Annotated in this window: 19 protein-coding genes; 1 reads left to right on the top strand and 18 read right to left on the bottom strand. The window is 47.0% G+C overall.

All coding sequences use genetic code 11. From position 1 onward, the window contains the following. Nucleotides 1-65 precede the first annotated feature (65 nt). From DW025_RS04345 to DW025_RS04390, 10 genes are all read right to left on the bottom strand, one after another. Nucleotides 66-2,390: an alpha-galactosidase gene (locus DW025_RS04345; RefSeq protein ID WP_119998864.1), complete on the bottom strand. Its 2,325-nt coding sequence runs from the start codon at nucleotides 2,388-2,390 to the stop codon at nucleotides 66-68. Between the two features lie 386 nt (nucleotides 2,391-2,776). Continuing rightward, a complete protein-coding gene (locus DW025_RS04350; protein WP_119998866.1) occupies nucleotides 2,777-4,474 on the bottom strand; it encodes an alpha-glucosidase in 1,698 nt (565 codons plus the stop codon). A gap of 9 nt (nucleotides 4,475-4,483) precedes the next feature. Next, a complete protein-coding gene (locus DW025_RS04355) occupies nucleotides 4,484-5,320 on the bottom strand; it encodes a carbohydrate ABC transporter permease (protein ID WP_117550402.1) in 837 nt (278 codons plus the stop codon). After that, nucleotides 5,320-6,216 (bottom strand): carbohydrate ABC transporter permease, encoded by an 897-nt coding sequence (locus tag DW025_RS04360; RefSeq protein ID WP_044998090.1) that lies wholly within the window; start codon nucleotides 6,214-6,216, stop codon nucleotides 5,320-5,322. Before DW025_RS04360 ends, DW025_RS04355 begins: the two co-directional genes overlap by 1 nt. Before the next feature lie 111 nt (nucleotides 6,217-6,327). Continuing rightward, a complete protein-coding gene (locus DW025_RS04365; RefSeq protein ID WP_119998868.1) occupies nucleotides 6,328-7,806 on the bottom strand; it encodes an ABC transporter substrate-binding protein in 1,479 nt (492 codons plus the stop codon). A 280-nt stretch (nucleotides 7,807-8,086) separates the two neighbouring features. Further along, nucleotides 8,087-9,148, bottom strand: a complete 1,062-nt coding sequence (locus DW025_RS04370; protein WP_119998870.1) for a LacI family DNA-binding transcriptional regulator — start codon at nucleotides 9,146-9,148, stop codon at nucleotides 8,087-8,089. A 111-nt stretch (nucleotides 9,149-9,259) separates the two neighbouring features. Then, nucleotides 9,260-10,750, bottom strand: a complete 1,491-nt coding sequence (locus DW025_RS04375) for an AAA family ATPase (RefSeq protein WP_119998872.1) — start codon at nucleotides 10,748-10,750, stop codon at nucleotides 9,260-9,262. 71 nt (nucleotides 10,751-10,821) lie between these two features. After that, the gene (locus DW025_RS04380; RefSeq protein WP_119998873.1) at nucleotides 10,822-12,351 is read right to left on the bottom strand and encodes an MATE family efflux transporter; all 1,530 of its coding nucleotides are present in this window, start codon (nucleotides 12,349-12,351) and stop codon (nucleotides 10,822-10,824) included. Continuing rightward, nucleotides 12,344-13,564, bottom strand: coding sequence for a MalY/PatB family protein (locus tag DW025_RS04385; protein WP_119998875.1), 1,221 nt, complete (start codon nucleotides 13,562-13,564; stop codon nucleotides 12,344-12,346). The genes DW025_RS04380 and DW025_RS04385 overlap by 8 nt, the downstream gene beginning before the upstream one ends. 375 nt (nucleotides 13,565-13,939) lie before the next feature. Continuing rightward, entirely contained in the window at nucleotides 13,940-14,797 is an 858-nt protein-coding gene (locus DW025_RS04390) for a DUF3737 family protein (protein WP_119998877.1), read from the bottom strand. 290 nt (nucleotides 14,798-15,087) lie between these two features. On the opposite strand from DW025_RS04390, the gene DW025_RS04395 reads away from it, so the two are divergent. Beyond that, a complete protein-coding gene (locus DW025_RS04395; RefSeq protein WP_119998879.1) occupies nucleotides 15,088-15,516 on the top strand; it encodes a DUF3592 domain-containing protein in 429 nt (142 codons plus the stop codon). A gap of 19 nt (nucleotides 15,517-15,535) precedes the next feature. Here DW025_RS04395 and DW025_RS04400 read toward each other — a convergent pair whose 3' ends face one another. The 8 genes from DW025_RS04400 to DW025_RS04435 all read right to left on the bottom strand — a co-directional run bounded on the left by DW025_RS04400 (nucleotide 15,536) and on the right by DW025_RS04435 (nucleotide 24,027). Then, nucleotides 15,536-16,291, bottom strand: coding sequence for a tRNA threonylcarbamoyladenosine dehydratase (locus tag DW025_RS04400; RefSeq protein ID WP_117550388.1), 756 nt, complete (start codon nucleotides 16,289-16,291; stop codon nucleotides 15,536-15,538). A gap of 101 nt (nucleotides 16,292-16,392) precedes the next feature. Continuing rightward, nucleotides 16,393-16,827 (bottom strand): RrF2 family transcriptional regulator, encoded by a 435-nt coding sequence (locus DW025_RS04405; protein WP_119998881.1) that lies wholly within the window; start codon nucleotides 16,825-16,827, stop codon nucleotides 16,393-16,395. A gap of 202 nt (nucleotides 16,828-17,029) precedes the next feature. After that, the gene (locus DW025_RS04410; protein ID WP_119998883.1) at nucleotides 17,030-17,977 is read right to left on the bottom strand and encodes an NAD(P)/FAD-dependent oxidoreductase; all 948 of its coding nucleotides are present in this window, start codon (nucleotides 17,975-17,977) and stop codon (nucleotides 17,030-17,032) included. After that, the gene (gene hemL / locus DW025_RS04415) at nucleotides 17,974-19,275 is read right to left on the bottom strand and encodes a glutamate-1-semialdehyde 2,1-aminomutase (RefSeq protein WP_119998885.1); all 1,302 of its coding nucleotides are present in this window, start codon (nucleotides 19,273-19,275) and stop codon (nucleotides 17,974-17,976) included. Before hemL ends, DW025_RS04410 begins: the two co-directional genes overlap by 4 nt. A 172-nt stretch (nucleotides 19,276-19,447) precedes the next feature. Then, nucleotides 19,448-20,440 carry a porphobilinogen synthase gene (hemB, locus tag DW025_RS04420; protein WP_119998886.1) on the bottom strand — a complete coding sequence of 331 codons (993 nt, stop codon included), beginning with the start codon at nucleotides 20,438-20,440 and terminating at the stop codon, nucleotides 19,448-19,450. 80 nt (nucleotides 20,441-20,520) lie between these two features. Continuing rightward, nucleotides 20,521-22,089, bottom strand: a complete 1,569-nt coding sequence (gene cobA, locus DW025_RS04425) for a uroporphyrinogen-III C-methyltransferase (protein ID WP_119998888.1) — start codon at nucleotides 22,087-22,089, stop codon at nucleotides 20,521-20,523. Nucleotides 22,090-22,385: 296 nt separating this feature from the next. Then, the gene (hemC, locus tag DW025_RS04430; protein ID WP_119998890.1) at nucleotides 22,386-23,438 is read right to left on the bottom strand and encodes a hydroxymethylbilane synthase; all 1,053 of its coding nucleotides are present in this window, start codon (nucleotides 23,436-23,438) and stop codon (nucleotides 22,386-22,388) included. After that, the gene (locus tag DW025_RS04435; RefSeq protein ID WP_243104888.1) at nucleotides 23,428-24,027 is read right to left on the bottom strand and encodes a precorrin-2 dehydrogenase/sirohydrochlorin ferrochelatase family protein; all 600 of its coding nucleotides are present in this window, start codon (nucleotides 24,025-24,027) and stop codon (nucleotides 23,428-23,430) included. Before DW025_RS04435 ends, hemC begins: the two co-directional genes overlap by 11 nt. Nucleotides 24,028-24,079 lie beyond the last annotated feature (52 nt).

Below are 24,079 nucleotides of genomic sequence, written 5' to 3' on the forward strand. Positions count from 1 at the left end.
TCGAAAATCTTGTACGCTTTCTATTATTTTGGACTATATCCAGGAAAATTTTTTCGCAAACCCGCTTACTCTGCCTTGAGCACATAGAGTCTGGAATCATAGTCTCCGCAAGGCATATCCTCTCCGACTATCTCTCCCGCCGATGTGTCGCTGGTGATGAGTCCGAGGTTCATCAGCTCATCGCCATAGCATGAAGGGCCTGCGATGACATTGACTGCAGAATCCTCTCCTTTGTCTCCTGACACTTTCTCATATATCAGCTTTCCATCCGGTGTCTTGCTCACTGTGAGTGCCTGTCCTCCGAGCACATTGCAGCTATATAACGCATCCGGATCAAGACCGTGAAGCTTCATTCTTGTGAAACATTTGTTAGGTGTGTAGAGCGTTCTGAACCACGCAACTATGGCGGTCTTCTTATCGTCTGACACGACCATCCAGCCGCACTCCTCATCTTCAAATGGACTTGCAAGTCTGTAGAATGTTCCGTACTGGATCAGCTCACGGTATACCTTCATGAACCTGACCTGCTCCTTGACTTCCTCTATCTCATCAGCGGTAAGCTTGCCTAGATCCAGCTCATAGCCAAATGTTCCGAAGTATGCAGCATTTGCACGGGTTCTCAGCGGAGCCTCTCGCCTTGTCTGGTGATTTGGCACAACCGACACGTGGCTTCCCATGCTGCTGATCGGGTAACACATGGACGTTCCATACTGGATCTTGACTCTCTCTATGGCATCCGTGTCATCGCTTGTCCAGCCCTGTGGTGCATAGTAGAGGATACCCGGATCAAAACGTCCGCCGCCGCTGGCACATGACTCAAAGAGTACATGTGGAAATGTGCTCGTAAGTCTCTCATACAGATCGTACACACCAAGTATGTATCTGTGGAACACCTCGCCCTGTCTGTCAGCCGGAAGAGCCGCACTATAGCACTCGGTGATACTTCTGTTCATATCCCACTTCACATATGACACCTTTGCCGTGCTGAGTATCTTTGCCATCATCTCATATATTCTGTCAACGACCTCTTTTCTGGAGAAATCCAGAACGTACTGGAATCTTCCGTGTGAGTCATGTCTTCCTGGAACTGAAAGTATCCAGTCTGGGTGCTCTCTGTAGAGGTCTGAGTCTTTATTTGTCATCTCAGGCTCGAACCACAGTCCGAACTTCAGACCTACCTTCTCTATATCCTCTGCAATTCCTGTGATTCCCTCCGGGAGTCTGTCTGGATTTGCAACCCAGTCTCCAAGACCTGCATGGTCTGTGGTTCTGGCTCCAAACCAGCCGTCGTCAAGAACGAACAGCTCAACTCCGCACTCCTTTGCCTTCTGTGCGATGGCTATGAGCTTCTCTCTGGTGAAATCAAAATATGTCGCCTCCCAGTTATTGATAAGGATTGGTCTTGGCTTGTCTCTCCACTCGCCTCTCGCAAGTCTCTTCTGGTACAGCTTGTGGAATGTCTGGCTCATCTTGTTGAGTCCCTGGTCTGAATACACAATAACTGCCTCAGGAGTCTGGAAATGCTCTCCTGCATCGAGCTTCCAGTCAAATGTATCCGGATTTATTCCGGCCAGAATACGGGCTGTATTTCTCGTGTCAACCTCTGCCTGTATCTTAAAATTGCCGCTGTATACAAGGCTTATTCCAATCGCCTCTCCCTGGTTCTCGTCCGTTGTCTCTCTCTTCAATGCGATGAACGGATTGTGCTCATGGGATGAATGACCACGGTTGCTGCCTATCGACTGTAAGCCCTGCTCGAGGTCTCTTGTTATTATGTGGCGCTCCCTTGCCCATGCGCCCGAGAGCTGCATCCACTGGTAATCAGGATCAGGGAGATCCAGGCACATGCTGTAAGCAGTGGTGAGATGTACCGCCTCTGTGCCTTCATTTACATACTCTACGCTCTTTGCTATGACTGGTCTGTCGCTCCATATTGTATAAAGCATTCTCGCCTTTATGCCTGTGAGTGAATCCTTCAATGTGACGATCAATGTCTCTGCCTCGTCATCATTCTCTGTGTATGTTGCCGGCAGTGCCTCAAGCTTTGGCTTGCCCGCATTTACCTCATGTGATACATATACAAAATCTGATATCCTGCTGCCATTTGACTGAAGTACCTCAACCATCGGTGCTCTGTAGTCTGTGGTTCCGTACACAGGAAGCTCCTGCTTCACTGACTCAAGTGAGAACAGTCTGTCATCGTCATATACATACTGGAACATAGGTCTCTGGACGAGCTCCAACAGATGTGAGAAATCCTCTCTGTCCCTTATCGCCTTACCATAGTACAGATTTCCCAGATGTCCGTTCGGGAGCACCGTCATGATGTAGCTTATCTCACCATTTGTAAGGTGAAATATCTGTGTCTCTTCGTGAAATATAATACCCATAAGTGTATCTCCTTTTCTCCATTTATTTGTCTGAGCAGACAACCTCCTTTACGCCTGTACACTGCGCACCCTCTGCTCTTAAATCTCATGTCTGACTGCTTTTTATACAGCTATTTTAATATCTGGGTATTATATTTTATATGGAAAAAAGTTGACCAAATATGGTACTGCTGATGGTTAAGTTGGGTGATTATTCTGAACTGTGAATACGCTTTGAACATTAAGACATATCTTGCATTTAATGATCCATTCACTTTGTCTATAGATTTGAGCAAAGTATCCAAAAAGTATACAGACAATGAAAAAAGCCTGAATACTGATACCAGACCAACTGTAATTTTCAATCAGTCTCCACCAATATTCAGGCTTTTTCTGCCAGCTCCGGCCTACACCGCGTACACCACAGTCTCATAAGGTCTGAGCGTACCATCATAATCCGCATAATTACCCATAAGCACATCCGCAGTCTCAGGAATTGCATAGCCCACATCCTTACCGGTCATGTTGACAACAACATATACCGATCTGTCTGCGCTTTCTGCATTTGCTCCAGTTCCACATGCACACTCAATCTGAACCGGCTTGCGCCTGTACACTATGATTCCTGCATTATCCGTCTCCACATCCTCCAGGTCTCCGTAGATGAGAGTCTGTGTGTACTCTGAGTGATTTCTGAGCTGTATCATCGCCTTATAAAAGTTAAGCACAGAATCCTTATCAACGCTCTCAAGCTCCACCGTCTGGAGGTCACACTGATTGTTGCATGCCAGCCATGGCTCATGCGCTGAAAATCCAAAGTTTTTTTCGCTGTTCCACTGCATTGGAAGTCTTGACTGGTCGCGGCTCCTTATATTTACGGATTTCATCGCCTCAGTCTCACTGTATCCGGCTTCAAGGCATCTCGCATACTGTCCCTTGGAATTGATATCGTCGAGCTCATCTATATTGTCAAAATGAGTGTTGATCATTCCAAGCTCCTGTCCCTGATATACAAATGGCGTACCCTTCAGGAAGAAGAACAACGCGCCAAGCGCCTTTGCCATCTGTGTCCTGTATTCAGGTATATCACCGGCTGGGAAGTATTTGCCTATACTTCTAGGCTGATCGTGGTTTTCCAGGTAATTCGCCGCCCATCCAATCTTTTTCACGAGTCTCTGATTGGTGAACAGCTTGTCCTTGAACTCCTCTATCGTCCAGTCTCTCTGGTGCAGCCAGAGATCGCCCGGATTGATATCTATGTCTGTGTAGCTGAAGTCAAATATCATGGAGAAATGTCCATCTCTTCCAATGTATTTGTCCAAATCCTTACTTGGAACTCCCGGAGTCTCTGCGACAGTCACAAAGTCTCCTCTGCCATATGTGTTAAGCTTTAACTCGTGAAGGAACTCATCTATTCCCGGCCTGTTGAGGCAGCATTTGCCAACATCGCATCTGCCGTCCTCGCCGTCTGACGGCATAGGCGGGAATGAGAGGTCTTTCTTGATAAATGTGATGGCATCCATTCGGAACCCGGCAACTCCCTTGTCGAGCCACCAGTTCATCATGTCGTAGAGCTCCTGTCTCATCTCCTCACATTCCCAGTTGAGATCCGGCTGCTCCTTCGCAAATGAATGGAAATACCAGCTGCCATCCTCAATCTGTGTCCATGTGCTTCCACCGAAGTTGGATCTGAGATCTGCAAGTCCATCTATGTTGTCCTTAAATATATAGTAATTTCTGTATTTGCTGTGTCTGTCCCGGCACGCCTCCTGGAACCATCTGTGCTGGTCTGATGTGTGATTGATGACCATGTCCATGATGATCTTGATGCCATTTTCATTTGCACATCTTATAAGTTCATCCGCATCCTCTATGGTTCCAAACTCAGGATTCACATCGTAGTAATCCGATATGTCATATCCGTTGTCCTTCATAGGCGACTTGAAGAATGGACATATCCACACAGCGGTCACACCAAGTTCTTTGAGGTACGGCAATTTCTCGGTTATTCCCTTCAGATCTCCTATGCCATCTCCGTTGCTGTCATAGAAACTTCTAGGGTATATCTGATAAAATACCGCCTCTTTCCACCATTTTCTGTCCATATTTTATGTTTATCCTTTCACAGCTCCAGCTGAAATTCCCTCGATGATATTCTTCTGAAGTATGATGAATATTATCACGATAGGGATGATGCAGAGAAGTACTGCAGGGAAGATGAGCTCCCAAGGATTTCCGTACTGTCCTGACAGACTCTTTGCATAATATAAGCTCAGCGTGAGCGTCTTTTTGTCGTTATTTCCTATTACGAGGAATGGAAGAAGGTAATCGTTCCATATCCACACTGCATTTGTGATGACAACTGTCATGGTCGTCGGCTTTAAGAGCGGCATGACCACATATCTGTATATCTGGAATATATTTGCTCCATCGAGCATGGCTGCCTCCTCAAGTGACAGCGGAATACTCTTGATGAATCCTCTGTACAGCAGAACCGACATACTGATTCCAAAGCCTCCGTACATGAGGATCAGACCCGGTGTGTTCTTGAGTCCCAGCTTGTCCATAAGTGATACCAATGGGTACATAACTGACTGGAAAGGTATGAGCATGGCTGCTGTGTACGCGATGAAGAGTATATTTGCCACTTTGGAATCTGTTCTGGCAATTGCCCATGCGGCAAATGAAGATATGAACACGATAAGTGCCACAGCTGCAACTGTTATGAGTACTGTCTGAAGCAGGCTGCTGCCGAGATTTATCTGCTCAGCTGCATTCTTCAGATAGTCCAGATTCCACGACTTCGGGAGAGCTATTGGAGATGCTACTATCTCCTGCTGTCCCTTGAATGAATTGACGATCAGGAACCATATCGGGAATATGGTCACGATTGCCAATACAGCGAGTATAACCACTATGATTGCTCTTTTGATCTTGCCTTTTACTCCCATTATGATTCGATCTCCTTTCTCTTAGTGATCATTACCTGAGCTATAGATATAACTGCAATGATAACGAAGAATATAACTGCCTGTGCCTGCGCCTCTCCGTATGCCGGAGGAGAGCTCTCTCTTACTGTTTTCAGTATCATGTAGGATATCATGGTCGTTCCGAAATTGCCCTCTGTCAGTGAAACATTGAGGTCAAGCATCTTGAAGCTGTTTGCCAGTGACATGAAGAGCACTATCGTAAATGAAGGCATGAGAAGCGGAAGTGTGATCTTCCTGAAGCTTGTCCAGCCTGTGGCTCCATCTATTCTGGCAGCCTCATAAATATCCTCAGAAATATTGTTGAGTCCGTTGAGGTAGATTATCAGGTAGTAACCTGCAACCTGCCATACTCCGACAATGGCATATGCCAGAAGTGCCTTCCACTGATTCTGAAGCATGTTGTTGAGCACCTCTACATGTACCACGCCATCTGTTCCAAACAGTGTCTGTGAAAATACATTTTCAAATATGAAACGCCATACATAACCCATGGCAAGCATTCCAAGTACATACGGAAGGAACAGTACCGTTCTGAAAAGTCCCTTGCCCTTGGTGAGCTTCTTGATCATGAGTGCCAGAAGAAGACTGACAACATTCTGTGCTATTACTGCAAGTACAGCATATATGGCCGTGTATCCAAGTGACTGAAGGAAATCCTTTGACTTGAATATGCTTGTATAATTCTTAAGTCCCACCAGTGCGTTCCACCAGTGCTCCCCACCTACGAAGTATGAACCTCTCCACTCAGTGAAGGAGTAGATCACACCCTCTATAAAAGGAACTATGATAACCAGCAGAAACAACACTATAGAAGGCAGAACCATAAACCAGAATTTTCTTTTGTAAAATCTTTTCATAGTTTTTCCTTTCCTACATTTAGCACCAGCCTGATCTGATCTGAACCGTATCCGGTCAAGGCTGGTGCTGCCTGTCAGATTCCCATCGGGAATCTGACATATCTTAAACTACTACTCCTTGATACTGTCCTTCCACTTTGTCAGTGCATCTTCCACACCTGTTCTTATAGTGTTCTCATCCCACTGATCAGGATTTGTAAACAACTGCTCCTGAATAGTTGCACCGATGGTATTGAGTCCCCATGACTCAGGGAATGCATCGAAGTCATTGCCCATTACAAGGTCATTGCTCATATAGTATACAAGTGAATTGCTGAGAGGATTCTCAAGCTTCTCGCTCTCGTCTGCGTTGAATGGGACAAATGCAAATTTGTTGGTGATGTAATCTTTTCCTGTATCTGATGTGTAGAGCCATACAAGGAAGTCCTCAGCGGCTTTCTGCTCCTCTTCGGAATCCTTCTTGTTGATAACGTAATACTGTGAAACGAACTCAGGGATTGAGCTGTTCATCTTGTCAACTGTAACGCCCTCAGCTGAGATGTCACTCTGCTCAAGGTTGACCTTCATTGGGAGCATTGTGAGTCTTGATGCCTTGTCTGCATCCACACCTGCGATGGTTCCGTATACCCAGTTACCCTGCTTGATGAACATTGCCTTACCCTCGGCAAATGTCTGAACTGCCTGATCATATCCTGTCACTGTTGAGTTGATGTACTCTGATCCACGGTCTACCTTGCCGCTTGGTCCTGCTGTGTAGCTTGAAAGCATATCGAGCTCCTGAACCATCTTTACAAGTGGCTCCTCAAGCTTATCAACATCTTCCTTTGTAGCTGCTGCCGTTGCATTGTAGTTAGGGAACACTGCATTCAGTGCGTAGTTTGTATAGTGGTTTGCATATGTCCACTTCTCTGCGCCTGCGATTGCAAACACTCCGTTCATGTTCTCTGTTGTGGCTGTCTTGTCCTTTGCCGTGGTGTATGCATTGCCTGAAAGTGTAACCTTCTCGCCACCCTTGCCGTTTATGTAATCATCGATTGCCTTGATCATGCCTGTAAACTCTTCATAATTGGCACTTCTGTAATCAGCGACAAATGCGTCTGCGCTGTCAAGTCCAAATACATCACATATCATCTGCGTATCTGCGATAAGTCCGTAACCCTCTACGTTGTAAGGGATTCCGCAGCTTGCTCCGCTCTCATCTGCGAGCTGCATGCTATCTGGGATTGAATCGTAGATTGACTTTAACTCTTCATTATTTACTGATGTTGATGGAAGTACAAATCCGCCCTCATTCCACTCTGTGAACTGTGCCTGGTTTATCGCGTACAGTGTAGGATAGTTCTTGGAATTCATCTCAGATCTGAGTGTCTCCATGGTCTCCTGTGTACCACATGTGTAAACCTTAACCTTAACTCCTGTCTCTGTCTCATAATCCTTGCACAGATCCTGGATACTGTCTGCGATCTCAGACTTTGTGTTGTAAATATACAGATCGTAATCCTTCTTTGCTGAACCACATCCTGTCATAGATGAAAGTCCCAGCATCATAGCTGCCGAAAGCGCACATGCTACTAATTTCTTTGCTCTCATAACCTTTTCTCCTTTTCTTGCTTTGAATTTTCCCTCTTGTTAATTCCTGCTATCATTTATATTGTCCCGATAAAACATATTTCATAAGCGCTTGAATGAAACATGTTTCATTTGCATTAAGATTATCATATGAAACATGTTTCGTCAATAGGGGATTTATAGATTTTTGTATTTTGTGCTCTTAGCAAGTTTCTTATGTTTTGTACCCGCATAAAAAAGAAGTTCATGATTTTTGAGTGGCACCTCATTTTCTCTTCATGAACTTCTTTTCGTAATCATACTATAAAGTTGTATCGCCTTTTTCTACGCTCACCGGAAGTAGTATAAGATTTCCGTCTATATGTGTGTTTCCCTCTTTTGCGCTGTCGATCTGATCTGCGGTTGCACTTTCAACCTGTCCTTCGGCATCATCTTCCTCCTCCGGTCCGTCGATCATCTCCATAAGCTGGCGTACTGCCTCCTGGGCGATCTCCTTGTACGGCTGATGTATCGATGTGAGCCTTGTCGTGCTGGCGTTGGTTATGTACGTTCCGTCGTATGCCACGATCGCCAGGTCATCAGGAATCTTTTTGCCTATGGCAAGTGCCGCCTTGAGGAATGCTATCGCCGGCATGTCTGCGGCAAATATTCCGTCCACGTCAGGATACTCCTCCAGTATGCATTTTGCCATCTCAAAGTATCCCTGGAAATCAAAGTCATTCCACTGAACAGGAACCCTTCTGGATTTTATCCCATTCTCGGCAAGGACTCTATCTAGTTCCTCATGGCACTCAAATGACATGATATTCTTGTCAGTCCTGATTCCGGATATATGGATGACGTATTTGCATCCACTGTTTATGAATTCCCGGGCAGCAAGCTGTCCACCCATCTTATGGTCAGACACTACGACAGGGAATTTGTTTCCCACCATGTAATCCAGCATGACCATAGGCTTGTCTATCCTCTGATATTCCTTTGCTGTGCTTGTGGTTGTTCCGCATATGATTCCGTCCACGATATTGGACTTTAACAGCTTGAAACACTCCTTCTCCCTCTGCTTGTCATCGGATGTGGAAAAAAGCATGAATTTATACTTTTTCTCATAAAGTATCTTTTCAATCTCCGATGCCAGTGATGAGAACCATGGGTGCTGTATATTTGGAACCAACATCGCAATGGAATTGGACCTGCCCTTGAACATGCCGCGCGCAAGCTCATTTGGAACATAATCCAGTTTCTTCATCGCATCTTCTATCTTCTTCTGAGTCTCGGGTTCAACTTTTGCCGTGCCGTTGATAAGTCTTGACACTGTACATATTGCAACCCCGGCCTCCTTTGCAACATCTCTTATACTTGCCATTTATAAATATACTCTCCTTATGAATTTCAGACTGTAGTCCATGAAACTTGTTTCATAAGAAGAGTATACCATAATACTTTCTGTAATGTAAATTGTGTAATATGACGATAATCAGCTCAAAAGCTCCTCTATCATAGCTCCGTCAAATGTCACGCTCTGAACGTGATTTACCTCGATCTGGTAAAGCGCATGTGCAACTATGTGCTCTGCAGCCTGCTCTATATCTCTGATTCCAGTCACACCATCGCACTTCCTGATGACCGCATCCACGCCGTCTGGAAGGATGATGCACTCGCTCCCTTCAAGTCCGATGCGCTTGAGCACCTTCGGCAGAACAAATTTGTTGAATATCTCCTTCTTCTCATCCGGGGTGTAATCCGGTATGTCTATGACAGCAAATCTCGACATGATAGGCTTGCTGATGTTCTCCTTATCATTTGCCGTTGCTATAGGGTATACACCGTTTGTCGGGATCATGCACTCCATGTAGTTGTCGGTGAATCCCAGGTTGTCCAGCAGTGTCAGCAGTACATCCGCAGGATTGCCGTTGCCCTTGCCGGAGTTGGCCTTATCCAGCTCGTTGATGATGAATACAAGGTTAGACTCGCCCGCCTGTGAAAATGCCTCCATGATGATTCCCGGCTTGGCATTGGAATACACTCTTGAGCTTCCTGTCAGCTGCTCCGGATCATTGATGGAACTCATGTCAAGGGTCGTCCATGGAAGTCTCAGTATTCTTGCAACCGCATATGCTATCTGTGACTTTCCTGTTCCGGCAGGTCCGCAGAGCAGAAGTCCGTATGCTGGAAGTGTATGTGTACGATTGATCTGGATGATCGTCTCGATGATCCTCTGCTTGACCTTCTCCATTCCGTAGAGTTCTTCGTCCAGTATCCTTCTCGCCTCATCTGGATCTATCGCCTCAAAATAATTGCTCTTCCACCTGATGTTCATCGCCATGGAGAGTGCTCTCTGCGCGTGGCGTCTCTCCTCAGGGGATACCTCGCTGGATCTGGCAACCGCAAGATTTCTTCTCGCCCACAGTCTTATATTGTCAGGGAGCGTTCTTCCGGCACAGTGCATGAAATCAATGATACTCTGCATGCTTGTGAGCTTCATGTCATCACCAAGTGCCTCCTCCTCTTCTTCCTCCTCGGATTTCTCTTCCTCCGAAGGGGCATCGCTGGCAAGAAGTCTCTCTATCATGAACTGAAGGAATCCGTCATTTGCCGACAGCTTTGCTCCGCCGCCGAACTCGGTCTCCCTTATCTTATATACTGCATAGCCTTCCGGTCTGTTCTCTCCTGACAGACGGACATTGATGTGATTCTCACCGAGCCATTTGAGAAGACTTACAAACCTCGCATCTATCTTCAATATGTCGGCAGACTGAACTCCGTCCACCTCGTCAAATTCAAATGCTGTCCTTTTGATCGGATTTGTGAACTTTCCGCTGGAGTGGTGCGCCCACTTCCTGGCCGAGTTCTCCAGGAGCATTATCGGTTTCTCTGCTGTGGCTGTTCTTTCCGATGACTGAAATGTCTCATATGTAACTATGTTCTTATTCTTGTTGTCACTTCCGCTGAAATCAAATACTGGCATATTTCCCTCCCTAATATAATGATGCTTTATTGCAAGTTTAATCATACCTTGCAATTATAAAACATCATATTTTATTTTTCTTCAAACACCCGCATCCATCTTTCCCTCTTAAGCCTTGCCGTGAACAGGATTCCTCTGAAACAGAGCTCCACGCACATGGCGATCCACACACCGTAGAGGCCGACTCTCGGTGCAAGTATGGCTGCAAGCGGTATCCTCACACACCACATACTTGCAAAGTTCATGCAGCTCGGAACCAGAGTGTCCCCGGCTCCCCTGAGTGCTCCCGATGCAACTATGGATGCAGCATAAAATGGTTCAGCAAATGCTTCTATTCTCAGCACTGCCGCCCCTAGATTTCTTATCTCTTCGTTCGGTGTCAGTACACCTATCATGGCCGGAGCTGCTATGTACATGAGGACTCCGCCAATGGTCATGACCGACACACCTAATCCCATTGTAATCCATGCCATTCTTCTGGACAACTGTTTTTGTCCGGCTCCCACGCATTGTCCCACAAGTGTGGTTGATGCCGCCTGTACTCCGTAGCCCGGCATGTAGCAGAAGCTCTCCGCAGTAACCGCAAACGAGTTGGCTGCGATGGCTATCGTTCCGAGCGGTGACACGATCTTTGTGGACATGACATACGCTGAACACATGACCATCTGCTCAAGCCCCACCGGTGCTCCTATCTTTACCGCTTTGACAAGTATATCCCTGTGAAATCTTAAGTGTTCGCCCTTTCTTAAGTGAAGTGTCTTGTTCTTCCAAAGAAGTGCTGTGACCATGATGGCACAGGTGACAGCCTCCGCCGTGATGGTTCCGAGCGCCGCACCTGCAACGCCAAGGTCAAGTCCCGGCATGGTAAATGTCAGTCCATTCATCGAGGTTTCAGACTGCACAAGTGTTGACAAATGGGAACCAAAGGCTTCTGCCTGAACCGTTCCAGCCATCTGAGAACCAGCCAGCCTTACGCTGGATAAAAACGGAATACTTAAATTTACAATTCTTGTCGGAAATATAAAGAACAAATTAAAAATCACATCCATCACACAACACATGACATTCAGTATACCTGGTAGTCTCATATTTCCGGAACTCTGGTGCATACCACCCGCTATGCTGTTCATCTGCAGAGCGGGAAGCCCCAGCATGTATACGAGGAAATACTGGCTTGCCATCTTCTGTATGTCGGTCTCACCGCCGAGCCATCTCGGAAGCGGTGTGCTTATAAGTGCTGCAACGAGTGCGAGCAGGGCGCTTATGCACATGGCTATTATGAGTCCCTGTTTCATGATATTTCTGGCAGATTTATCCTCACCGGCGCCCACAGCCTGGGCTATCTGCACAGTAAATCCTGTAGTCACTGCAATGCACAGCCCACCAAACAGCCATGTCGTGGACGAGACAAGTCCGATGGCTCCCGATGCATTTGCACCGAGACGCCCCACCATGGATGCATCGATGTACTGCATGACAATGGACGAGATCTGGGCAAGGATCGCCGGAATACTGAGCCTGACCGTAAGTCCTATCTGCTGGGATGCGGTCATGGACTTTCCAGATATCATGTCCTTCAGCAAGTTTTCACTGCTACTCATCTATATCTCCTTTTTTAGCCGCATTGTCTATGTTTACCGTCTCTGCGTTCATTTTTCTGAATGCCGTGGTTCCCTCGGCAAGTCTCTTCATGCCCTCTTCCACGATCGACCTTGGACATGCGATGTTAAGTCTGATAAATGCCTTTCCGTTCTTACCATATGAAAGTCCCGGCGACATATAGAGTCCGGTGTTCTTCCTGATGAATGCTGAAAGCTGTTTTGCGTTGTCAGTTATCTTACTGCAGTCAAGCCAGAGAAGGTATGTTGCCTCCGAGTACACCACCTTCATGTCAGGGATATTCTCAGATACAAATTTTCTCACATACTGCTTGTTCTCATACAGATACTGCCTGAGACTGTCCAGCCACTCGCCACCATCTGTAAATGCTGCTATAGCCGCATCCACCGCAAATGCATTTGGCTCGGCTACTTCATCTGTGTTCAGGCCTCTCCACATCTTGTGTCTCAGGAATTTATCCGGAACCACAATTGCTGCGGTCTGTATTCCAGCTATGTTGAAGGTCTTTGTCGGCGCAATACAGGTCACGCTTATATCCCTGCATGTGTCAGATGCCGTGGCAAATGGCACATACTCCTTTCCAGGATCGGTGAGATCGCAGTGTATCTCATCCGAGATGACCGTCACACCATACTTTGCGCATAGCTCTCCCACATGGGCAAGTGTCTCCTTATCCCAGATCTTCCCCGCAGGATTCTGTGGATTGCAGAGTATCATGAGGCTGGTCTGTGGATCTGCAAGCTTTGCCTCAAGATCCTCAAAGTCCATGGCATATCCCTCGCCGTCGTATTTCAGAGGGCTTTCCAATATATTTCGCCCATTGTTGTATATAGAATTAAAGAAAATATTGTAGACAGGGGTCTGCACTACAACATTCTCTGCAGGTGTAGTGAGCTTTCTCACCGCCGTTGATATGGCTGGGATGACTCCGGAGCAGAACACCAGCCAATCCCTGTCTATCGCAAATCCGTGTCTGCTGCCCCACCAGTTCACGTAGGCATCTGCCCACTCGTCCGGGATGATGGAATATCCGAATATTCCGTGCTCAACCCGGGCTGCCAGTGCCTCCCTGATGCACGGAGCCGTCTGAAAGTCCATGTCTGCCACCCACATTGGCAGTTCGTTTTCCGGCACGTCCCACTTCAGGGAGCCTGTGCCGCGTCTGTCTATAACCTTGTCAAAATCAAACTTCATGTTTGTCCCTCCACTTCATGGAGAGATTCCGCGGCTGCTGTGGCAAACGGCTGGCACATATAGAGTGCTCCATCACGTTCGTCTTCCCTCGCCTTGCTTTGCTTCTATCTGCACTGCGCTCTGCAAGCGATAAGTGCGTTGCTTGCGCCGCTCCGGCAAGAAGCAGCAAGGCTCAGTCGACTTCACTACCGATTGAGCAATCTATATGTGCCAACTCGTATCACCACAGCAGCCGCGGAATCTCATTTACGTTATGATATGCCACCATGTATTTATCATCATTCTACGTAAAAATTATTATATTTCTCTTATTTATATTATCATATGCTGTCACACGTAGGGGTGATGTTTTGCCGTGAATCCCTGTGCTTTAATTTAGTCCTGTACTATTATTTTTGTCTTTGACGGATCTACCTTGTCTTTTTCTATTATCAGGTTGTCAATGTGCTGGGCTTTGATGGTTCCTGATGTCGGGTTCATGACACTGTCTATCTTGCTGCAGATATCAGCATCCACTGTTGAGTATTCGAAGGCAAGTGTTGTGTTGATGAGCTTGCAGTTTTTCATCACAAGGTTGTCGATGTAGCACATGCCCTGAAGGCTCTCGATGGTGCAGTTCACCAGGGTGAGGTTCTTTGCGTTCCATCCAAGATACTCGCCCGATATGAATGAATCATATACGGTCACGTTCTCTGTGTTCCAGAATGCATCCTTTGAAAGCAGATTGGAGTTTCTTATCTCCACATTCCTGCATCCGTCAAATGAATAGTTGCCGTCAAGCTTCAGGTCGTCTATCTTCATATTATTGCTGTTCATGGCAAAATAGTCGCCCTTTGCTGTCACGTAGTCCATTGTCACGTCATCGCAGCTCCACAGTGTCTCTTCCGCATGGGTGAATGTCACATCCGTAAGCTCCAGACCTTTACATCTGCGGAAGTTCTTTGGCGCCTGGATGAGTGCACGCCTCACCGCGATATTATCAGTGTACCACACTCCGGCTCTCGCCATCTCAAACCAGTGGCAATCCTCCGCAACAATGTTCTTGCTGTACCACAGCGGATACTTCCATTTGAACATGCTGCCGTACAGATTTATGCCGCGGCTCTCCTTAAGCGGAGACTCGCCGTCGTCAAATATCGTATCATATATATCGAGATTTTTTCCCATGAAAAGAGCTCTCTCACCTGTCAGAAACTCCTGTCTTATGATTTTCTTTTCTTCTTTCTTATCCATCTCGTTCATCTTCCTTTTGTATATTCTCTATTATATTATTGGCCTATTATCACCACGTTATCACTTCTGGCAAATGCGAATATGACTGAGCTTATGACCACCATGAGTGGCAGTGCATACAGTAATATATTTATTACCTGAGATTTGCTATATTAACAGACTTATCCTCTTAAATTAAGGGATTCTCAACCAGTCTTCTTTATATTATAATCTACACATACAAGTCCGGCATGTAAATAGGGATCTCATGTCTGACATTTTGGGGAAACAACAATTTCAGGGGGTACATTATGATTTTAACATCGGGGGATTCTATCAGTATTTTTTTCAGACTATTACCTTATACGACTTACATTATTCCAATAGCATCATTCATCATAGCTGTGGTCATCGGCCTTTCCATACGGGGTAAGGCATGCCGTATCGAGCGGGACTATACCAGAACGTCCGCCAATATCACATCTGTCAGAAGAGTCAGTAAAAGAACCCATATCAACTATGAATACCGCGACCAATCCGGAGTATTGCACAATGGTTTTCTTTCCGTCCGCGGTCTAACAAATTACAACTCCATGTCGTCCATCGCAATATATTACAACCCGGAGAATCCATCCGCATCTTATACAGAAAGAACTATGAACAGCGACAAAAATGCACCATTCATCTATGGTGGTGCTGTTCTGCTTGGAACTTTGGTATTTTTATGGAGAAGGCGCTGATTTCTCAGCGTCTTCTTTTTTATACCCTGATGAGATCCTTTGCCACCTCACCGGCTATGATAAGCCCTGCGACTGATGGCACAAATGCCACGCTGCCCGGGATGTCTCTGCGCTCTGTACATTTGTGTTCTGCACCCGGAGGACAAATGCAGTTGTTTCTGCAGCTTATCGCCATATCTTCGATCGGCCTTGTCGGAATCTCTTCCGAGTATACGACCTTGAGTTTCTTGACGCCCCTCTTCTTCAGCTCTCTTCTCATGACCTTCGCAAGCGGACACACCTTTGTCTTGTATATATCTGCAACCTTGAACTGGCTTCCGTCAAGCTTGTTTCCCGCACCCATGCTGCTGATGATCGGAATGTTCTTCTCCTTACACTTCATGACAAGAGCGATCTTGGCTGTCACGGTGTCCACCGCGTCGACTACGTAGTCGTAGCTGTCCCAAGGGAAGTCATCCGCATTCTCCGGAAGGAAGAAACATTTGTGTACCTCAACCTCCACATTTGGATTGATGTCAAGCATCCTGTCCCTCATAACATCGGTCTTATACTTTCCAACTGTGCTCCTTGTCGCTATGATCTGTCTGTTGAGATTTGTCAGACACACCTTGTCGTCATCTATCAGGTCAAATGCTCCGACACCGCTTCTGACCAGTGCCTCGCATACATAACCGCCAACTCCGCCTATTCCAAATACCGCTACCTTAGAGCCTGCCAGCTTGTCCATGGCTTCCTTGCCAAATAGCAGCTCCGTTCTCGAAAACTGTGTTAACATCTCTTATTCTCCTAATATGATATATATCCCACTACAACTATATACAAAATAAGTTTTTTTTCAACTGAAATCTTATTGACATCTGGCCCCTCCGTCCCGATTTATATCGAATACATGTATCCGATCCGGTCACTGTACTCCCGTGTGAGATCGGCGATATTTTTGTTGTCAAGCACATTGTTGATGGCAGACTCAAGATCATCCCACACCTCTCCAATGACATCGTTCATGACCATATTGGTGTCGCCGTCCTCATCAACTCTGTTATCGATTGGTGATATCCTGCCCTCTATCGCCCTTAGCACCATCCCAACCGTGATCTCCTCCGCCGGCATGTTCAGACGGTAACCACCTCTCGGACCTCTCACGCTCCTTAAATATCCTGCCTTTAGCAGAGAAGATGTAACCTGCTCAAGATATTTGTCAGACAATCCACATCTTCTGGCTACGGCTTTGACAGTAACCGTGCTGCCGCTGTTTATCGATATATCTACCATGAGTCTCAAAGCATATTGTCCCTTTGATGATATTAACATTTTTCTGCCTCCTGTTTATTGTTATATTTTACCTATAGAATTACTATGAATTAGTTTTATTTTTTTTGGCAGGGAGAAAAAGCAGTTATATCATTTATGTTTATGCCTTATCTCCGTGCCAATTATTTTCCGTTTAATTCACTTGATTTTTATGATTATGTTTCTATGCTGCCTACCATATGTTGCTGATCAGATACTCAAGTTATACCTTCTTTTTTAATCCGTTCAGGTATTCCTCAACATAATGGATAACTGCTGCACCATCTCCAACGGCTGTCGCCACCTGGCGCACTGCCTTGGTCCTCACATCTCCCGCGGCAAATATTCCCGGTGTGCTGGTCTGTCCGGTCTCGCCCGCTGCAACATAACCAGCGTCATCAAGCTCCATAACGTCACCGAGGAAGTCTGTGATAGGGCTTGTTCCTATGGCAATAAATACACCGGCTACCGGAAGCGTGAAATTGCTGTCTGTCTGTCCGTCCACTGTTTTCGGTGTCTTAACAGCGACCTTGAGTTCCAGCTTGCCCGGTGCTCCGCCTATCTCTGTCACCTGCGCAAATGGGTGGAATTCTATATTCTCAGTCTCAAGCACCTGCGCTCCGAGTATTTTCTCGCCTCTGAACTCATCTCTTCTGTGGATCAGATGTACCTTGCTGCACATCTTTGACAGATACAGGGCATCCTCAAGAGCTATATTACCTCCGCCCACAACTGCGACTTCTTTGTTCCTAAAGAACGCTCCATCACATGTGGCACAGTAAGAAACTCCTGCCCCTGTGAATTCCTCCTCACCGGGAACGCCAAGCTTTCTGTGCTTTGCACCCGTGGCTATCAGAACCGCCTTTGTCTCTATGCTGCTGCCATCCTCCAGGCTGACCTTTTTGTGATCACCGTGATCCTCGATGGCTGTCACCCCTCTGTCATCAAACTCTACGCCCAATGTATCCGCGTGTTCTCTGAACTTCATACCCATGTCAAAGCCGCTTATGCCCGGCAGCCCAAGGTAGTTGTCCACCTGCTCTGTATTTACGATCTGCCCGCCGGAGAATGCCTCCTTCTCCAGTACCACCACGTCCATCATCGCCCTCTTGGCGTAGACTGCGGCGGACAGACCCGCAGGGCCGCTGCCCACAATAACCAAATCTCTCATATTTCCTCCTTGTTTTTCAAAGGGCCATCTTTATATGCCTTTATTAATTCACAGGTTTTGGATACGTCTTCCTTGCTGTGTGCGTAGGACACGAACATTGCCTCGAACTGTGATGGTGCAAGGTAGATTCCGTTGTCCAGCATGTATGAGAAATACTTTGCATACCTTGCGGTGTCGCTGGATGTTGATGTATCCATGTCTACTACTTCCTGATCTGTGAAGAATACGCTCATCAGTGAGCCTATCTGGTTGACATGGACTGTGTCGCCAAATGTGCTTCTGACTGTGTCGGCTATCTGCCTTGTGCTCTTTTCTATCGCAGGATATATTGTATCCTTTTCCTTCTGGAGTATGCGGAGCGTTGTGAGTCCGGCTGTCATGGCTATCGGATTGCCCGACAGGGTTCCCGCCTGGTATACTCCGCCAAGTGGTGCCACCATGCTCATGACATCGCGGCGTCCGCCGTATGCTCCCACCGGCATTCCGCCTCCGACTATCTTGCCAAGTGTTGTGATATCAGGCTTTACCCCGAAGTATTCCTGGGCACCGCCAAGGCTGAGTCTGAAACCTGTGATGACCTCATCAAATATAAGAAGTGCGCCGTACTCATTTGTTATGTCCCTGAGGAACTGAAGGAATCCATCATGCGGTGGGACAACTCCCATATTTGCGGCAACCGGCTCGACCACGATTGCGGCAATGTCTTTGCCCTCCGCCTCAAATAACTTCTTTACGCTGTCCTCGTTGTTATACTCTGCTATGAGTGTATGCTGTGTATACGACTTTGGAACTCCCAGGCTGTCCGGAACTGACTGTGTAAGTGCCGCCGAGCCTGCCTTGACCAGAAGTCCATCACTGTGTCCGTGATAGCAGCCACGGAACTTTACAATCTTGTCTCTGCCTGTAAATCCTCTCGCCACTCTGAGCGCACTCATCACTGCCTCTGTTCCCGAGTTGACCATTCTGGTCAGCTCCATTGAAGGCATAAGCTCATTTATCAGCTCTGCGATCTCGAGTTCTTTCCTTGTCGGTGCGCCAAATGTAAGTCCGTCATCACAAGCAGCCTTTACCGCATCTATGACTCTGTCATCGGCATGTCCCAGAATTCCCGGTCCCCAGGAGCAGACATAATCCACGTAGGAATTGCCATCCTCGTCAAATATATGTGAACCTTTTGCTTTCTTCATAAATACAGGTGTCCGTCCCACCGAGCCAAATGCCCTGACCGGTGAATTGACGCCGCCCGGAATTACCTTCTGTGATTTTTCAAATAAATCCTGTGAATTTGTCATTGCCATTCTTCTTTCTATAATTTATCGTCCTGTGTGACTTTTTTCTTTGTTTCCTTTTGTTTTTCGCAAAGCTATGTTATTTTAGCCGTTTAGATACAATACTGTATCTTTTTCTATTTTATATTCCAAATAGATAAAAACACCTCGTTATGCATAGCAACTATTGTCATACTCAGCTCTATCTTCTTTTAAGTGTTGATGTCGCATTCTCCTCATCAAGCCAGTGTGCCACGTCTATAGCGTGATAGGTTATGATGATCCCTGCGCCGGCTCTCTTCATGGCTGTCATGTTCTCCATGACGATCCTCTTCTCGTCTATCCAGCCATTTGCCGCAGCTGCCTTGACCATGGAGTATTCGCCGCTGACATTGTACACCGCTATCGGATAGTCCGTGTGGTTTCTCACATCCTTGACTACATCCAGATAAGCAAGTGCCGGCTTGACCATGATTATGTCTGCTCCCTCGGCGATATCCGCCTCGCACTCTCTCAGAGCCTCCCTGCCATTTGCGGGATCCATCTGGTATGTCCTTCTGTCTCCAAACTGTGGTGCAGAATGTGCCGCATCGCGAAATGGTGCATAGTAACCAGATGCAAATTTCGCACTGTAACCCATGATCAGTACATCCGTCAGCCCGTTGTCGTCAAGTGCCTTTCTGATGTAAGCGGTATGTCCATCCATCATATCTGATGGAGCCACCATGTCCGCGCCGGCCTTTGCAAGGGATACAGCCATCTTGCCCAGATATGGAAGAGTCTCATCGTTGAGTATCTTGCCGTCATGGATAATTCCGCAGTGACCGTGTGATGTGTACTCGCACAGACAAATGTCCGCTATGACTATCATGTCCGGATACAGCTCTTTTATCCTCCTGACCGCTTTCTGCATGATTCCCTGGTCGTCGTACGCACTGCTGCCCACCTCATCCTTGTGAGCCGGTATGCCGAACAGGAGAACCGCGCTGATTCCGGCGTCCGCCACTCTGCGAAGCTCCTCCTCAAATGTGTCGAGTGAATACTGGTATATTCCCGGCATGGAGTCTACCGGATTCTTGATCCCTGTGCCCTCCGCCACAAACATCGGATATACAAGATCCTCCTTGTTAACCCTGTTCTCTCTAACCATATTTCTGATGGCCTCGCTTCCGCGAAGTCTTCTGAGTCTTATCATGTTACTGCCTCTTTTCTCTACATACATGTTCTCTCTATTATTCAAATGGGGACGGAGGTACCTGTCCCCCACTTCTGATGCTACCTGTGGGTATAGAATTCGCCGATGGATGATATAAGATGCTCGATATCACCAACCTCCGGAACTATATCCGCCTGATAACCAGCCTTCTCCAAAGCCTTCTCAGTCACATCTCCAAGTGCTGCTATGCGGATGTTTTTCATTATATCATGAATTTTTAAAGTACTTTCTGTATTATTCGTATGCTCCCTGCATGAATCAACATCATTCGGCATATGATCCATGCCAGATCCATTTCCCTCTGCGTCAAGAACTTTCAGGAATCCCCTGACACCTGACGCGCTGACAAATGTGATCACATCCAGATCTTTCAGATACTGTATGCTCTCCATCCTGCGGCCAACCACATCATATACTGGAATCTCCTCGTATGTTACGCCGCCCTTATCAAGTATATCAAGCATTGTCTCGCTGCCCTGAACGGCTCTCGGAAGGAGAAGTTTCTCTCCGTCATTCATCACATTTGCAAGTCCCATAGCAAGAGCGCTTGTGGTGTACTCGTCCGGCACATAGTCCGCTATGTAGCCTTCGGATCTTAACGCACCCCTTGTTCCGGCACCGACCACCGCAAATTTCAGATGAGCCAGTTTTCTGACATCTATATTCCACTCCCTGAGCCATTTGAAAAACAGGGTTATGGTGTTCTGACTGGTAAATGCCAGCCAGCTGTAATCTTCTATATGTTCCAGAGCCACGCGCAGCCTGTCCTTCTCCTCTGTCTGCTCCACACTCATATCCACTATGCTGTAGGACTGACCACCGAGCGCATCTATTGCAACTCTCATCTTCTCGCGAAGCTTTGGCGTTCCAACAAGTCCAACATGAACATTCTGAAGTGGTCCTCTGTTCGGTGCAGTAAAATCCAGTGCTGCATTTTCACCCACGACTATGATCGCGGGGGATTCCAGCTTTGCATCGTTCACCTTGTCCGCAATGGACTGTATATCGCCACGAACTATCTGCTGTCCAGGCATGGTTCCCTTGGAAATGACCGCGACCGGAGTATGTTCCTCAGCCCCAGTCTGAACAAGTCTCTCCATGATCTGCGGCAGCCTGTTAAGTCCCATGAGGAACACGCTTGTCCCTTCCTGATTTCTGATGTAATCATAGTCATCTGAAATACCAGCATCCGCCCGCTTGTGTCCTGTTATCACGTGAAAGCTTCTGCTCGTTCCGCGGTGGGTCACCGGTATGCCGCACACCTCTGGAACCGCCACTGCGGATGTTATTCCCGGTATCACCTGAAATGGGATCCCCGCTTCTAAAAGTGCGGTCACTTCCTCGCCGCCTCTTCCAAACACAAATGGATCGCCACCTTTGAGGCGCACCACCATGTTGCCTTTGCGGCCTTCCTCAACAAGTATCTCGTTTATCTCAGGCTGCTTCTTGTAGTGGCTGCCCGCCTGTTTGCCGACGTATATCCTGCGGCAGTCCGGCTTCACCATCTCCAGAAGCTGGTAGGTTCCAAGTCTGTCATATATGATTGTATCGCATTGTTTTATGAATTCCAGGCCCTTCACCGTGATTAGTCCCGGATCGCCGGGGCCTGCGCCTATCAAATATACCATTTTGTTCTCCAATACGCTGGGTGTGCTGGATTTGTGCCTGCTGGGCTACGCACAGCTCAATCATCTTGTCTTGCTTCTATCTGCACTCGTTTCCGCCCCCAATAAGGACGTTTGGGGCTACAACTCGGCAAGAAGCGACAAGATTCAATCGCATTGTGCTACCCGCCCCGCAGGCACAAATCCAGCACACCCAGCTTACATATCGATAAAATTTACTTTTCTACTTATCTTCAAAATACACTGCTTCATAACATTTTTCTTTTCTTGAAATAGAAACATGTCTGTTATGCTATAACCTACTTTATCAACACCTCTACCAGCTGTTCCCAGTCTGCGGTGTTTCCTTCCACCGTCTTTCTGTGTATCTGGATTTCTTCATCTTTCTCTTTGTCCGATGAAGCCGCATCTGCTTTCATCAGGCTTAGCTTCATATGGTCGCCATAAAGTTCTGAGTACACGCCTATCGGTTCGTGACAACCGGCGTTCAGACGATTCAGAACTGCGCGCTCGCATGTGAGCTGTGTGTATACCTCTGTGTCATTTATCGCTCTGACCATGTCGTATACCTCGCCAGAGGTTCGTGTCTCTATGGCTATGATTCCCTGACATGCTGCCGGAAGCATGGATTCTGTGCTGATATATCTGAATGTAAGTTCGTCCTTGTGCACTTCAAAACATTCTGTGTTGTCATTGCCTTTGTCTTCAATAACTCCCAGCCGCTCAAGACCTGCCGCTGCAAGAATGATGGCATCGTATTCGCCAGCTTCCAGCTTCTGTATGCGGGTACCGACATTTCCTCTCAGGTTCTTGCACACAGCATTTCGATACATGTCTTTTATCTGGTATTGCCTTCTCAGGCTGCTGGTTCCCACCACGAAACTCTCGTTTCTGTCAAATATTCTGCCGCTCTTATATATGAGAACGTCCTGCGGACAGGCCCTCGGAAGTGTACCCGATATAGTAAGACCTTCCATGATCTCCATCGGCATATCCTTGGCACTGTGTACCGCTATGTCTATGTCTCCTTTAAGTATAGCTTCCTCGAACTCCTCGACAAATACCGCTTTGCCTCCGAATTCCAGAAGCGCTCTGCTGGTGTCCCGATCCCCCCGGGTACTCATTGCAATCATCTGAAAATCAATCTGGGGAAATCTCTCCTTGAGTGCCTTTATCACCAGTTCAGTCTGAGCAAGAGCAAGCATGCTGCCGCGGGTTCCAACCTTTACTGTTTTTTTCTGTCCTCCGCTTTCGCAATCCAAACCGTCACTATTGAATCCATCTGCCATGTCATTCTCCGCAAATTTACGAATATTCGGTTTATTTTTACCATGTCCATTCTCAACTCTCATCTAACAGACTCCTAACCATTTGCCGAAATGCCTTCTTTCGCTCTTCCTCACCGTCTATCTGTGCTTTGATCTGTTCCCGGAGCTCACCCATCCGCTCCGCTATGTCGCCATAACTCCTGCCTAAATGGCTCTCTATATTTCTCTTGATCGTTCCCGCAAGCACCGGACTCTGTCCTCCGGTGGAAACGCTTATCACGACCTCTTTATCCTTTATGATCGCCGGAAAGTAGAATCCACAATCCGATTTCACATCCACCACATTTACCAGTATGCGCTGCTGCCTGCAGAGCTCAGCCATGTCGTGGTTGACCTTCTCATCGTCCGTCGCCATTATGACGACAAATGAACCGTCAATATCCTGCGGCTGCACGCATCTTTTCACAAGTGTGAGATGTCCTGAACTATATTTATCCGATACACACATTCGCTCCGCCAGTTCTAAAAGCTCCGGGCAGAACTCCGGTGACACCACCGTGACCACCGCGCCAAATTCCAGCATGCTGCACACCTTTCTGTATGCAACAGTTCCGCCTCCTGCGATCAGGCATCTCTCATTATTCAATTCTATCATAAATGGGAAATACGACATCACTACCTCTAATTTCTATTATTGAGTCTCTATTAAAAAGCACCAAAAGTTG

This window comes from Coprococcus sp. AF38-1, assembly GCF_003603945.1.
GTDB lineage: Bacteria > Bacillota > Clostridia > Lachnospirales > Lachnospiraceae > Coprococcus > Coprococcus aceti.

Bases quoted from the DNA above. Each gene is read 5' to 3' on its own strand.
- DW025_RS04345 (WP_119998864.1), bottom strand. From the start codon at position 2,390: ATGGGTATTATATTTCACGAAGAGACACAGATATTTCACCTTACAAAT.
- DW025_RS04350 (WP_119998866.1), bottom strand. From the start codon at position 4,474: ATGGACAGAAAATGGTGGAAAGAGGCGGTATTTTATCAGATATACCCT.
- DW025_RS04355 (WP_117550402.1), bottom strand. From the start codon at position 5,320: ATGGGAGTAAAAGGCAAGATCAAAAGAGCAATCATAGTGGTTATACTC.
- DW025_RS04360 (WP_044998090.1), bottom strand. From the start codon at position 6,216: ATGAAAAGATTTTACAAAAGAAAATTCTGGTTTATGGTTCTGCCTTCT.
- DW025_RS04365 (WP_119998868.1), bottom strand. From the start codon at position 7,806: ATGAGAGCAAAGAAATTAGTAGCATGTGCGCTTTCGGCAGCTATGATG.
- DW025_RS04370 (WP_119998870.1), bottom strand. From the start codon at position 9,148: ATGGCAAGTATAAGAGATGTTGCAAAGGAGGCCGGGGTTGCAATATGT.
- DW025_RS04375 (WP_119998872.1), bottom strand. From the start codon at position 10,750: ATGCCAGTATTTGATTTCAGCGGAAGTGACAACAAGAATAAGAACATA.
- DW025_RS04380 (WP_119998873.1), bottom strand. From the start codon at position 12,351: ATGAGTAGCAGTGAAAACTTGCTGAAGGACATGATATCTGGAAAGTCC.
- DW025_RS04385 (WP_119998875.1), bottom strand. From the start codon at position 13,564: ATGAAGTTTGATTTTGACAAGGTTATAGACAGACGCGGCACAGGCTCC.
- DW025_RS04390 (WP_119998877.1), bottom strand. From the start codon at position 14,797: ATGGATAAGAAAGAAGAAAAGAAAATCATAAGACAGGAGTTTCTGACA.
- DW025_RS04395 (WP_119998879.1), top strand. From the start codon at position 15,088: ATGATTTTAACATCGGGGGATTCTATCAGTATTTTTTTCAGACTATTA.
- DW025_RS04400 (WP_117550388.1), bottom strand. From the start codon at position 16,291: ATGTTAACACAGTTTTCGAGAACGGAGCTGCTATTTGGCAAGGAAGCC.
- DW025_RS04405 (WP_119998881.1), bottom strand. From the start codon at position 16,827: ATGTTAATATCATCAAAGGGACAATATGCTTTGAGACTCATGGTAGAT.
- DW025_RS04410 (WP_119998883.1), bottom strand. From the start codon at position 17,977: ATGAGAGATTTGGTTATTGTGGGCAGCGGCCCTGCGGGTCTGTCCGCC.
- hemL (WP_119998885.1), bottom strand. From the start codon at position 19,275: ATGGCAATGACAAATTCACAGGATTTATTTGAAAAATCACAGAAGGTA.
- hemB (WP_119998886.1), bottom strand. From the start codon at position 20,440: ATGATAAGACTCAGAAGACTTCGCGGAAGCGAGGCCATCAGAAATATG.
- cobA (WP_119998888.1), bottom strand. From the start codon at position 22,089: ATGGTATATTTGATAGGCGCAGGCCCCGGCGATCCGGGACTAATCACG.
- hemC (WP_119998890.1), bottom strand. From the start codon at position 23,438: ATGAGAGTTGAGAATGGACATGGTAAAAATAAACCGAATATTCGTAAA.
- DW025_RS04435 (WP_243104888.1), bottom strand. From the start codon at position 24,027: ATGTCGTATTTCCCATTTATGATAGAATTGAATAATGAGAGATGCCTG.